This window comes from Aureimonas glaciei (assembly GCF_014643375.1).
GTDB classification, from domain to species: Bacteria; Pseudomonadota; Alphaproteobacteria; order Rhizobiales; family Rhizobiaceae; genus Plantimonas; species Plantimonas glaciei.
In genome coordinates this window covers 113213-125020 of record NZ_BMJJ01000011.1, presented here as the reverse complement: position 1 = coordinate 125020, position 11808 = coordinate 113213, and the positions used below count along the sequence as shown (strand labels likewise).

General features: G+C 68.0%; 9 protein-coding genes. 5 read left to right on the top strand and 4 right to left on the bottom strand.

What is annotated here, in order from left to right:
- Nucleotides 1-8: 8 nt before the first annotated feature.
- The 3 genes from IEX88_RS20495 (at nt 9) to IEX88_RS20485 (ending at nt 3356) form a co-directional block, all read left to right on the top strand.
- Nucleotides 9-335, top strand: a complete 327-nt coding sequence (locus IEX88_RS20495; protein ID WP_188854345.1) for a hypothetical protein — start codon at nt 9-11, stop codon at nt 333-335.
- A 70-nt stretch (nt 336-405) separates the two neighbouring features.
- On the top strand, nt 406-1026 hold the full coding sequence (locus IEX88_RS20490; protein WP_188854344.1) for a TetR/AcrR family transcriptional regulator: 621 nt from the start codon (nt 406-408) through the stop codon (nt 1024-1026).
- Between the two features lie 173 nt (nt 1027-1199).
- Nucleotides 1200-3356: a prolyl oligopeptidase family serine peptidase gene (locus IEX88_RS20485; RefSeq protein WP_244640403.1), complete on the top strand. Its 2157-nt coding sequence runs from the start codon at nt 1200-1202 to the stop codon at nt 3354-3356.
- A 26-nt stretch (nt 3357-3382) separates the two neighbouring features.
- Here the strand turns inward: IEX88_RS20485 and IEX88_RS20480 are convergent, their stop codons facing one another.
- Genes IEX88_RS20480 through IEX88_RS20470 form a run of 3 tightly spaced genes read right to left on the bottom strand, consistent with a single transcriptional unit; the run spans nt 3383 to nt 8636 of the window.
- Nucleotides 3383-6490, bottom strand: a complete 3108-nt coding sequence (locus IEX88_RS20480) for an efflux RND transporter permease subunit (RefSeq protein WP_188854343.1) — start codon at nt 6488-6490, stop codon at nt 3383-3385.
- Nucleotides 6487-7551 (bottom strand): efflux RND transporter periplasmic adaptor subunit, encoded by a 1065-nt coding sequence (locus tag IEX88_RS20475; protein ID WP_188854342.1) that lies wholly within the window; start codon nt 7549-7551, stop codon nt 6487-6489. The genes IEX88_RS20480 and IEX88_RS20475 overlap by 4 nt, the downstream gene beginning before the upstream one ends.
- Nucleotides 7548-8636 carry an efflux RND transporter periplasmic adaptor subunit gene (locus tag IEX88_RS20470; protein WP_188854341.1) on the bottom strand — a complete coding sequence of 363 codons (1089 nt, stop codon included), beginning with the start codon at nt 8634-8636 and terminating at the stop codon, nt 7548-7550. Before IEX88_RS20470 ends, IEX88_RS20475 begins: the two co-directional genes overlap by 4 nt.
- 145 nt (nt 8637-8781) lie before the next feature.
- Here IEX88_RS20470 and IEX88_RS20465 point away from each other — a divergent pair, with 145 nt between their 5' ends.
- Together IEX88_RS20465 and IEX88_RS20460 are read left to right on the top strand one after the other, a co-directional pair.
- On the top strand, nt 8782-9402 hold the full coding sequence (locus IEX88_RS20465) for a TetR/AcrR family transcriptional regulator (RefSeq protein WP_188854340.1): 621 nt from the start codon (nt 8782-8784) through the stop codon (nt 9400-9402).
- A 195-nt stretch (nt 9403-9597) separates the two neighbouring features.
- Nucleotides 9598-10686 (top strand): alpha/beta hydrolase, encoded by a 1089-nt coding sequence (locus IEX88_RS20460; protein WP_188854339.1) that lies wholly within the window; start codon nt 9598-9600, stop codon nt 10684-10686.
- A gap of 150 nt (nt 10687-10836) precedes the next feature.
- Here the strand turns inward: IEX88_RS20460 and IEX88_RS20455 are convergent, their stop codons facing one another.
- Entirely contained in the window at nt 10837-11745 is a 909-nt protein-coding gene (locus IEX88_RS20455) for a LysR family transcriptional regulator (protein WP_188854338.1), read from the bottom strand.
- Nucleotides 11746-11808: the final 63 nt, after the last annotated feature.

Here is an 11808-nt window from a genome sequence, read left to right as displayed (position 1 = left end):
GTGAGCGCATGCCATTCTTCAGCATCAGCCGTACCAGCCGGTCCGCCCTCTCGATCGGCGGCATCGGCATGCTCGCCATCGCTTTGACCGGATGCCTGTCGCCCGAACAGGAGCGCCGGGCGAACCTCGACGACGATCGGCGGTCGTGCTCCAGCATGGGCGCGCGCTACGGCACCTCGGCGCACACCGAGTGCATGCTCCGGCAGCAGGAGCGCCGGGACAACGCGAGCCTGCGTTTCGCCGAGCAGGCCCGCATCCATTCCGAGATCGCCCGCAACGCGCAGGAGATGCGCGACGACCGGCGCCGCCACCGCCGCCACGAGAAGCGCGACTAGCTGTCCGTGCTTGAGAGTCTGACCTTTTCCGGTCAGAACACGGTGGCATCGCGACGAATCCACGGGGCCCATGATCGAACGCTCGAAAGCAGAAGAGGCGCGGCTCGCGGTTTCCCGTCATGCGGCGGATCTGTTCTGCCGGCACGGCGTCGACGGGACCACAGGCGACGACATCGCGGCGGCCTCGGGGCTCTCGAAACGCACCGTCTGGCGCTACTTCCGCTCCAAGGAAGCCTGCATCGAGCCCTTGTTCCTCGCCACGGAACTGCGCTTCGTCGGGCATCTGGCGAAATGGCCCCGCAGCCTGTCGATCGAGGCCTATCTCCAGGCTACGATTGCCAGCTTCGTGGCGGACGAGCAGTTCGTTCGCGACGGGATCGCGGTCGTGCGCATCATCGCCATGCTTCCGAAGGAGCCGGCCCTACGCTCCTCCTGGTTGATGGCCTGCCACCAGGCCGAGGCGGAACTGGTCCCGGTCATCGCCGACCGCGCCAAGCGTTCGCCCCGGGATTTCGACGTCAAGCTCTGCACGGCCATGATCATGGCCGCCATTCGGGTCGTCGACGAGGAGATCTGTTCGGCAGCCGTCAACGACGGCCAGTACTACGAACAGGCCGAGGCGACCGCGCAGCTGGCTGCCGCGATCCGGGCGGCGAGTATCCTGCCGATCTGCGATCCGGTCGGACGCTAGAGCCCCCTGCGATGGGGTGAATTCGGCCAATCGCCGTAGGCTCTGAACTCAACAAGACAGAGCGTCCTTTGTGCTTCCCCTGGGACGCACGGCGCTCTCGTGCCGGCGCGTGCCGGGACGCCGCGGTGCCGAGATGGGCTGGGCGGATCTGCACGCCACGACGGAGAGCTTCGATGGAAACGTCTGCAACCCGGCATGCCGGCTTCGCTTCCCGATTCTGTTTCGCATGGGCCCTGGCGCTTTCGGGCAGCCCGGCCAACGCCAACGAGGAGACCGCCATGATCTATCCCGAGACCGAGCGCGGCGACGTCGTCGACGAAAAGTTCGGCACGGCCATCGCCGATCCCTATCGCTGGCTCGAGAGCGATGCCCGCAGGAGCGCGGACGTCGCCCGCTGGATCGAAGCCCAGAACGATCTTTCCGCTCCCTATCTCGCGGGCCTGCCGGGGCGCGACATCTTCCGGCAGCGGCTGACGGCCCTGTTCGACCACGAGCGCCTGACGGCGCCGGAGAAGCGGGGCGAGCGATACTTCTTCACCCGCAATGCCGGGCTCGACAACCAGTCCGTCCTCTTCGTCCGCGAGGGCGTCGGCGGCGCCGACCGCGTCGTCTTGGACCCCAACGACTGGTCGACGGATGCCGCCACCGCTCTGGCGGAATGGGCACCGTCGGAAGACGGAAGCCATCTGGCCTTTGCCGTCCAGGACGGCGGATCGGACTGGCGCACGATCCGCGTGATGAACATCGAGAGCGGCGTGATCCTCGAGGACGAGATCCGCTGGGCCCGCTTCACGCGCATCGCCTGGGCGAAGAACGGATCGGGCTTCTTCTACTCCCGCAATCCGAGGCCAGAGAAGGAAGCGGGCTTCGAAGCGAAGGTGGCCGAGCATGCCGTCTATTTCCACCGGCTCGGCACACCGCAGTCCGAGGACCGGCTCGTCCATGCGCCGGCATCGGACATTCCGCTGATTCACACGGTGAACGTGACGCCCGACGGGCGCTATGCCGTGATCTATTCGACGGCGCTGACGGGCGGCAACGCGCTCGTCGTGGTCGATCTCCTGGATCCGGACTGGCCGATGCGGACCGTCGTGCCGGCCTTCGACCAGGGCTGGACGCTCGCGGGCAATATCGGCACCAAGCTCTTCCTGTCGACGCAGGACGGCGCCCCCCGCGGGAAGATCGTCACCCTCGATCTCGCGGCGGCGACACGGGCGGTGGTGGAGATCGTCGCCGAACGGCCGGACGCAACGCTCTTCGAGGCAGCCCTGATCGGCGACCGCCTGCTCACCTCCTATCTCGTCGACGCGAAGACAGAGGTTCTCCTGCGCCAGCTGGACGGAACGGCGGACGGCACGCTCGACCTGCCGGGCATCGGCACGGCGGGGGGCTTTCGCGGCCGTCCGGGTGACGACGAGGGCTTCTTCGTCTTCACCAGCCTCGATGCGCCCACCACCGTCTATCGCTTCGACGCGGCCGCCAACACGCGCACCGTCTGGGCGGCGCCGACGGTCGATCTCGATCAGGTCATCGTGGAACAGCGCTTCTACGCTTCGAAGGACGGAACCAGGGTGCCGATCTTCGTCGTCCGACGCCGCGACGTCGCGGGACCGGCGCCGACCGTGCTCTCCGGCTATGGCGGCTACGGCATCCCCATGGTTCCCTACTACTCGCCCGAGGTGATGGCCTGGGTGGAGCAGGGCGGCGTCTATGCCGTCGCCAACATCCGCGGCGGCGGCGAGTATGGAAAGGCCTGGCACGATGCGGGGCGGCTCCAGCGCAAGCAGAACGTCTTCGACGACTTCATCGCGGCCGCCGAGTTCCTGAAGGCGGAGGGCATCACCTCGCCGGACGGGCTCGCGATCCAGGGCGGATCCAATGGCGGCCTCCTCGTCGGCGCCGTCGTCAATCAGCGGCCCGACCTCTTCGCGGCGGCGATGCCCAACGTCGGCGTCCTCGACATGCTGCGCTTCGACCGCTTCACCAGTGGCCAGCACTGGGTCCAGGAATATGGCGATCCGGCCGTCGAGGCGGATTTCCGCAACCTCCTGTCCTACTCGCCCTATCACCAGATCCGGTCGGGCCTGACCTACCCCGCCATCCTGGCGACGACCGCCGATACGGACGACCGGGTCGTCCCGGCGCACAGCTTCAAATACGTCGCCGCCCTTCAGTCCGCCGACCTCGGCCCGCGTCCGCGGCTGCTGCGGGTGGACACGCGGGCGGGCCACGGCGCCGGCAAGCCGACCGACAAGATGATCGAGGAGATGGCCGATGTCTGGGCGTTCGCCGCGCGATGGACGGGATTGGAGGTCCGTCTCCCGAAGTGATCTCGTCACGGAGCCGCGTCAGGACGTCAGCCGCCTCCGGGTGCCGGGAGCGCGTTCGGCGATCCTGGCAGGGTGTCCTCCTTCGCGCCGTCCCGAGGCGGAGCCTTGATCCGGAACCAGGCGACGTAGAGGGCCGGCAGGAAGAGCAAGGTCAGCACCGTTCCGACGATGATGCCGCCCATCATGGCGAAGGCCATGGGCCCCCAGAAGATCTCCCGTGCGATCGGGATCAGCGCGAGGCTGGCCGCCGCGGCCGTCAGCAGGATCGGCCGCATCCGGTGCTCCGTCGCGTCGACCACCGCGTCCCACCGGTCGAACCCGTCGCGGATGTGGTCCTCGATCTGCACCACCAGGATGACCGAGTTGCGGATGAGAATGCCGATCAAAGCGAGAATGCCGAGGATGGCGACAAATCCCATGGGGGCTCCGCTGGGCAGCAGCGCCGCGACGACGCCGATGAGAGCCAGCGGCGCGACCGCGAAGACGAGGATCAGACGGCTGAAGCTCTGGAGCTGCACCATCAGAATGGTCGCCATGGCGAAGATCATGAGCGGGGCGACGGCGACGATTGGACCGAGGCCCTTGGCGCTCTCCTCGACGGAGCCGCCGAGCTCCAACCGGTAGCCGGCGGGAAGCGCCTGGGTGAACGTGTCGACGGCCGGGGCGAGCTGCTGCACGACGGTGGCCGGCTGCAAGGCGCCGACGATACCGGCCCGAACCGTCACCGTGGGAACGCGCGAGCGCGTCCAGACCAGTGGCTGCTCGACCCCGTAGCGGAGATTGGCGACCGCCGCGAGCGGCACGGAGCGTCCGTCTCCCGACGGGAGCTGGAGGTCGCGCAGCGTCTCGATCGATCCGCGCTCCGCGGCCACGGCCCGGCCGACGATGTCGATGAGGTAGATGCCGTCGCGAACCTCCGTCACCGTCGTTCCACCGACAATGCCGTTGATCGTCGAGGCGATCGTCTCGGAGGAAACGCCGAGTTGGCGGGCGCGGTCCTGCATGACGTCGATGCGCACGACCCGCGACGGCTCGCTCCAATCGTAGACGACCTCGTCGAGGCTCTCGTTCGCCCCGATGACGTTGCCGAGTTCGAGCGAAAGACGGCGGACCGTCTGGATGTCGGGCCCGGAGAGCCGATAGGCGACGGGCCGACCGACGGGCGGACCGATGTCGAGGAGCTTCACATAGGCATCCGTGTTCGGAAAGGTCCGAACGAGGTAGTCGGTGAACTCGGTCCGCAGCCGGTTTCGCGTCTCGATGTCCTTCGTCACGATCACCATCTGGCCGAAGGCCGGCGTGCCCGGCTGGACGTCGAGGGAGAGGACGAAGCGCGGCGCGCCCTGGCCGATATAGCTGGACCAGCGCTCGACACCCTCGTTGCCCGTGAGCTGCTCGCGCTCGAAGCGGGAGATCTCCGACAGCGTCTGCGCGATCGAGGCATTCTGCGGCAGGTTCCAGTCGACGATCAGTTCGGTCCGGTCCGAGGAGGGGAAGAACTGCTGCTGAACGAACTGCATGCCGTAAAGCGATCCGCCGAAGGCCGCGACCGTCGCGATGATGGTGACCCATCGCCAGCGCATGCAGAGGCGAAGGAGCCGGCCGAAGGCGCGGGTGAACCAGCCCTTCTTCTCCTGGTGCTTCTTCATGGTCTTCGGCAGCAGCACCACGCCGATCAGCGGCGTGAACAGCACCGCGACGATCCAGGACAGGATCAGCGCGGCGGCCATGACCACGAAGAGCGTGAAGGTGAACTCGCCGGCGGCGCTGGAATTCAGGCCGACCGGGATGAACCCGGCGACGGTGACGAGGGTGCCCGTCAGCATCGGCATGGCGGTGGTCGTCCAGACCGCGGTCGCCGCCTTCTGGATCGTGTCGCCGGCTTCGAGCCGCGCCACCATCATCTCCACCGCGATCATCGCATCGTCGACCAGAAGGCCCAGCGCGATGATCAGCGCGCCGAGCGAGATGCGCTGGAGCGAGATGCCGAGATATTCCATCACCACAAAGGTCATGGCGAGGGTCAGCGGAATTGCGACGGCGACGACGAGGCCAGCGCGAAGGCCGAGGCTGACGAAGCTGACGACCAGGACGATGGCGATGGCCTCGAACAGCGCTCTGGTGAATCCCGATACCGCCTCGTCGACGACGAGGGGCTGGTCGGAGACGAGGTGGATGCCGATGCCGATGGGCAGTTCGCCCTCGATCCGCTTCATCTCCCCGTCGAGTTCCTCGCCGAAGGCCAGGAGGTTGGCGCCGGCCTTCACGCCGACGGCCAAGGCAATGGCCGGCTGCCCGTTGAACCGGAAGAGGTTCGACGGCGGATCGACATAGCCGCGCCTGATCTCCGCGACGTCCGACAGACGGAAAAAGCGGTCGTTGACCCTGAGGTTCAGGCTTCGAAGGCTTTCCTCGGAGGCGAACTGGCCCCCCACGCGGATGCTGATGCGTTCGGCGCCCGCCTCGATGACGCCCGAGGGGGTGACCGCGTTCTGGGCCTGGAGGGTTGCGACGACGTTCTGCTGGGTGATGCCATAGGCCGCCAGGCGACGGGCCGAGAACTCGAGATAGATGACCTCGTCCTCGGCCCCGAGAATGTCGACCTTGCCGACATTGGGAACGGTCAGCACCTTGGAGCGCGCGTCCTCGACCAGATCGCGCAGCTCGCGCTGGGAAAAGCCGTCCGCGGTGAAGGCGTAGATGTTGCCGTAGACGTCGCCGAAACTGTCGTTGAACTGGGGGCCGACGATGCCCTGCGGCAGGCTGCCGGCGATGTCTCGGACGAGGTTGCGCGCCCGCGTCCACGTCACCGGCACGTCCTTCGCCTTCGTCGTGTCGAGAAGGTTGACGAAAATCGTCGTCGAGCCCGGCCGCGTCATGGAGCGGGTGTAGTCGAGCTGCGGCAGCTCCTCGAGCTTCTTCTCGATCCGCTCGGTGACCTGCTTGATCGTCTCGTCCACGGTGGCGCCCGGCCACTGTACGGTGATGATCATCGTCTTGACCGTGAAGGCCGGATCCTCCTCCCGCCCGAGATTGAGGTAGGAAAAGAAACCCGCGAACGAGAAAACGATGATGAAGTACCAGAGCAGCGAGCGGTGGCTCAGCGCCCATTCGGACAGGTTGAAGGACTTCACCGGTTCGTCTCCTGGATCTTCACGCGCTGGCCATCGGTGAGGCTGTTGACGCCGGCGGCGGCCACCCGCTCGCCCGCCTCGAGGCCGTCGACGACGGCAAGGCGCCCGTCCGCCTCTTCCCGGACGTCCACCGGACGAAGCGCCACCGTGTCGCCTCCCGCCGCGATCACCCAGACGAAGGTTTTTCCGTCCCGGCGCAGGACCGCCGAGGCCGGCAAAGCCAGCGCCCCTTCCGCGCCCACGGGCAGGGCGACCTTCACGATGGAGCCGAGGCGAAAGCCCGCCGGCGGGTTTTGCAGCGCGATCTTCACACGCCGCGCGCGGGTGACGGGGTCGGCCATCGGCGCGACTTCACGGACGGTGCCCTGCGCCGCCACGTTCGCATCGAGCTCGAGCTGCACCCGGAGCATCGCCCCCGGGGCCAGGGCGGCGGCATAATGGTCGGGCAGATCGACCACCGCGTCGCGAAGGTCGGGACGCGCGATCGTCACGATCGCCTGGCCGGGCGAAACGACCTGTCCCGCCTCGGCCGACACGGCGGTGACGATGCCGGGCGTGCGGGCAGCAAGCCGGGTATATCCCAGTTGCTCCCGAGCCTTTTCCAGTGCCGCTTCGGCCTGGAGGACGGCGGAGCGAGCGGACTGGAGCGATTGCTCCGCCTGATCGACGACCGCCTGCGTCGCAATGCGGGAAGCTGCCAGGGCGCGCTGGCGGGATGCGACGCCCGTCGCGTTCGACAACGAGGCCTGCGCGCTGACGAGGGCCGCCTCCGCCGCCTGCACGTCCTGCGCCTGAACGGTGGGATCGAGCGTTGCGAGCACGGCGCCCGCGGCGACGGTATCGCCGACGTTGACGCGCCGATCGACGATCCGTCCGAGGATCTGAAAGCTGAAATCGGTGCTGACCTGCGGCTCGACGGTCCCCGTGAAGCTGACCGGCTGCTCGCCGAAAGGCTGCACCAGCATCGACTTGACGGGCCGGACGATCGCCACGGGCGCGGGTTCCTCCTGGCAGCCGGCGAGGAGGAGAAGCAGGAGGGAAAGGGGATAGAGCGGTTTCACCGGGCGTTACCCTCTTCCTTGGCCAGGACGACCGTCTCGCCCGGTCGCAGCAGCTTGGTGCCCTCGATGATCACGCGGTCGCCCGTGGCGAGGCCGTCGCGAACCGTCACGGTCGACGCCTGGTAGGAGACGACGGTGACCGGGCGCGGCAAGGCCTGGCCGCTGGCCGGATCGAACACCCAGACGGCGGTCTCGCCGTCCAGAGCGGTGATCGCCGAGGCGGGAACGGTGATCACCGGCCCGGAGGGACGGTCGGCCGTCCCGACGACCGCCGCGCCGAGCGTCATCGCCGCCGGTGTCGCCTCGAGACCCACCTTCACCCTGACCGTTCCGGTCTGACGGTCGACCGTCGGCGAGACCTCGCGGATGCGGCCCCGCGCCTCCACGGAGGGGTCGGCGGCCAGCGCGACCGTGACCTGCGGCGGCTGACGGCCGCCGAGCAGGAGGCTTTCGTACACCTCGAACACCGCGTCGCGCGGACCGTCGAACGCAACCGTGAACACGGTCGCGGCGGCCTGGGCGATCTCGCCCGTGTCCAGTTCGCGCGCCGTCACGATGCCGTCGGCCTCCGCCGTCAGGTTCGTGTAGGACAGGGTTTCCTCGGCGCTTTCAAACCGCGCCACGGCGGAGGCGGCATTGGCCCGTGCCACCTTCAGCGCCCGATCCGCGGCGTCGAATTCGCGACGGGTCGTAAAGCCACGGTCCAAAAGGCTCTGCGAGCGGGAGAAGGCGGCGGTCGCCTGCTCGACATCGGCATCGGCCGACTCCCGCGCCGCCCGCGCCGAGGCAAGGTCGGCTTGCTGCACCTTCGGGTCGATGCGCGCGAGGACCTGGCCCTTGCGTACCCGATCGCCGACGTCGACGGCCCGCTCGATGATCTGTCCGCTGGTTCGGAAAGAGAGGTTGCCCTCCACCCGGGCGGCGATGGACCCGGTCAGGGTGACGCTGTCGGCCGAGGGAGAAGGCTCGACGGTGACGGCCCTGACGGGCCGTACTGCCGGCGGATGCGGCTCTTCCTCTGGCTGGCAGCCGGCAAGACCCAACAGGACAAGGCAAAAGACGATTCTGGCCGATAACCGTGGCATGGACGCTCTCTTCCGGCCGATAAGGCCGACTTGCGAAACTGGTCGGTTTCTGATCTTATTTAAGAGACCAATGAGTTTCTCATGTCAAGGGTTGACGCAAGGGATGGCAGCGACAGAGATCAAGCGGCGGGGGCGTCCCCCGGCCATGTCCCCGGAGGAACGCCGCCGAAGGATCATCGCCGCCGCCGAGGCGGTGTTCACGTCGAAAGGCTATGCGGCTGCCAACATGGACGATGTCGTTCGGGCGTGCGGCATGTCGAAGAAGACCGTCTACAAGACCTTCGCCACCAAGGAGCAGCTCTTCGGCGACCTCGTCGCCTCGTCGCTGGAGGACGCGCCGCGCCTGGATGGGAAGGAGATGGATCAGGCAGAGGACGAACTGCTTCTGCGCGAGGTCATGCGCGCCATGGCATCCTTCATTCTCAGTCCGCGTCAGATCGCCCTGACGAGACTTGTCCTGGCCGAAAGCCTGTCCGCACCCGAACTGGGCGCGATCTTCTACGAGACGGCGGTGGTTCGGGGTCAGGCCCTGATGGGGGAGACCCTTCGCCGGATTGCCGCGCCCGCCGTCGTCGATCACCGGGGTTCGGATGAACTCGCCGAACTTCTGCTCGGCGCCTTCATCGGGCCCCGCTTCTTCTCGTCGCTGCTCGGACGGACGTCGACGCCGACGCCTGAGGAAATTCACGCCCGGATCGACTGGATCCTCGATACCCTGGGTCCGACCCTCGGACTGAAAACCCCCGGACTGAAAACCGCGGACTAAAAAGGCGTGAACGAACGGATCCGTGCCTGTTGTGCTTTTGTCGCGACCCCTCCGCCGGACGCGCCTTATTATACCCGTTCCCCACCCTCGGCCAACCGTCTCGAAGAGCGTAGCATGATCATCTTGAAGCCGACGCTTCCGTCCGTCAGGGCAAGAATACCGGCGGGCAGAGCCCGTCCGCTGTCGCTCCTCCTGATGCTGGTGGGCCTGACGATCGGAGGCTGTGCGACGCGGCCGGGGGACGACGCGCTCGTTCCGACCTTGGGAGCCGCGCAGGGCGCACGCGACGTCAAGGTCCTCGTTGCCACCGATCGGGCCCCTGACGGCGCACAAAACCGGGGATATGGCAGCGGGCGAGCGACGCTGCGCTACGAGGAGCTGACGATTTCCGTGCCGCCGGGGCACAAGCCGGGCGCCATCGAATGGACCGAGACCACGGCGAAGGACCTCTCGCGGAGCTTCGTGGTCACGCGGCGGCGCGCACTCGACGAAGACGGGTTCCGGCAGACTGTCGCCTCCCGCGTCGGCAACGGCGCCAGCGCCGGCGTGTTCGTCCACGGCTACAACTACACGCTGACCGAAGCGGTGTTTCGTGTCGCGCAGCTCTCGGCGGACGCCCCGAGCGTGACCGTTCCCGTCCTCTTCTCCTGGCCATCGGAGGCGGCCGTCGCCCTGTATGTCTCGGACCGGGACGCCGTGACCTACGCCCGGGACGACCTGGCCCGGGTCCTGAGCATTTTGGGCGGCATCCGAATGAAGGGCAAGATCATCCTGGCCGGACACAGCATGGGCGCCTGGCTGGTGATGGAGACGCTCCGGCAGTTCCGCCTGGAAGGGCGCCAGAGGCTCATCGACCGATTTGAAGTGGCGCTCGCCGCGCCCGATATCGACGTCGACGTGTTCCGCCGGCAACTTGCCGTGCTGGGTCCGCTCGACCCGCCCTTGACGGTTCTGGTCGCCAAGGACGATCGCGCCCTCCAGGTCTCGCGCGGCCTGACGGGAGGCCGCCAGCGGGTCGGTGCCGTCGACGTGGACGAGCCACGACTGGCGGAGATCGCCCGGCAAGAGGGTTTTCGCGTCGTCGACATCTCGTCGGTGGAGGCGAGCGACGGGGCAAGGCATGATCGCTTTTTCGGCTTCGCGGCCATGCAACCGTTGACGATGGCGAAGGAGGGAGGCCCCCTGGGCGAGATCGGCCGGGCCGGCGCCTTCGTCTTCAACTCGGCCGGGGCCGCGGTGGCAGCCCCCTTCACCCTGGCCGGCAGGGCGCTCGGCGGAACATGAACGCCGCCGTAGCCTCGCAGCAAGTGCTGCCGGGCGGAAAGACAGCGGCGATCCTTCGCTCCGCGGTCAGACGACGGGACCGATCCGATGCCCGCGCCGGCCTGTCGCAGTGACGGAGGAGGCCCGGTGCGCTGACCTCGGCGAGCCGGTTCACGCGACCTGCCCCTGCTCGGCAAGGAAGTCGAGCAGCGCCCTTGCCCGTGCCGGCAGGCTGGCGGACTGGCCGATGAAAACGGCGTGGAAGGCCTCCTCGTCGCCGGGATTGGCGTCTTCGAGGATCGGTACGAGCCTGCCTTCGGCGATGTCGTCGCGGATGGTGAAGGCGGCGAGGCGCGCCGGGCCGACTCCGGCGAGGGCGAGGCGCCGGATGCCTTCGCCGTCGCTCATGCGCACACGGCCGACGGTCGGCAGCACGGTGTCCTCGCCCTCGACCGTCCGCAGCGGCCAGCCCTTCACGGCGCGGGCATAGCCGAAGCCGAGGCGGTCCTGCCGCTCCAGGTCCTCGATCGTGCGGGGCAGGTCGTGCCGCTCGATCCAGCAGGGCGCGGCGACGATCATCATGCGCGTCGAGCCCAGCTTTCGCGCCATCAGGGCCGAGTTCGGCATCGGCCCGGCGCGGATGGCGATGTCGGTCCGCTCAGTCAGAAGATCCACCACGAGGTCGGTCTGGACGATGTCGAGCTCGATCTCGGGATAGAGGGCGAGAAAGCGGGGGAGGAGGGGCGCGAGGATGTGGCTGATGTAGGAGGCGCTGGAATTAAGCCGCACGCGGCCCGCCGGCCTCTCGCCGGCGCCCGCCGAGCGCTCGGCCTCGCCGAGATCGGCGAGGATGGCGACGGCGCGCTCGTAGAAGGCCTGGCCCTCGGGCGTCAGCTGAAAACGCCGTGTCGTGCGGTGGACGAGCCGCGTGCCGAGCCGTGCCTCCAGCCGTGCGACCAGCTTCGACACCGCCGAGGCCGAGACGTTCGAGGCGCGCGCTGCCGCCGAGAACCCGCCGCGCTCGACCACGCGGGCAAACATCTCCATCTCGGCAAAGCGGTTGACGTCGGTGCGGGGCATTCGTGACGTGAACTCCCAAGTGTTGTTCCCGCTGGCAGTCTACTTCATCGCGCCGCGATCCGT

Excerpts from the sequence above, each read along its gene's own strand:
- IEX88_RS20495 (WP_188854345.1), top strand. The coding sequence starts at position 9 with ATGCCATTCTTCAGCATCAGCCGTACCAGCCGGTCCGCCCTCTCGATC.
- IEX88_RS20485 (WP_244640403.1), top strand. The coding sequence starts at position 1,200 with ATGGAAACGTCTGCAACCCGGCATGCCGGCTTCGCTTCCCGATTCTGT.
- IEX88_RS20455 (WP_188854338.1), bottom strand. The coding sequence starts at position 11,745 with ATGCCCCGCACCGACGTCAACCGCTTTGCCGAGATGGAGATGTTTGCC.
- IEX88_RS20465 (WP_188854340.1), top strand. The coding sequence starts at position 8,782 with ATGTCCCCGGAGGAACGCCGCCGAAGGATCATCGCCGCCGCCGAGGCG.
- IEX88_RS20490 (WP_188854344.1), top strand. The coding sequence starts at position 406 with ATGATCGAACGCTCGAAAGCAGAAGAGGCGCGGCTCGCGGTTTCCCGT.
- IEX88_RS20470 (WP_188854341.1), bottom strand. The coding sequence starts at position 8,636 with ATGCCACGGTTATCGGCCAGAATCGTCTTTTGCCTTGTCCTGTTGGGT.
- IEX88_RS20460 (WP_188854339.1), top strand. The coding sequence starts at position 9,598 with ATGCTGGTGGGCCTGACGATCGGAGGCTGTGCGACGCGGCCGGGGGAC.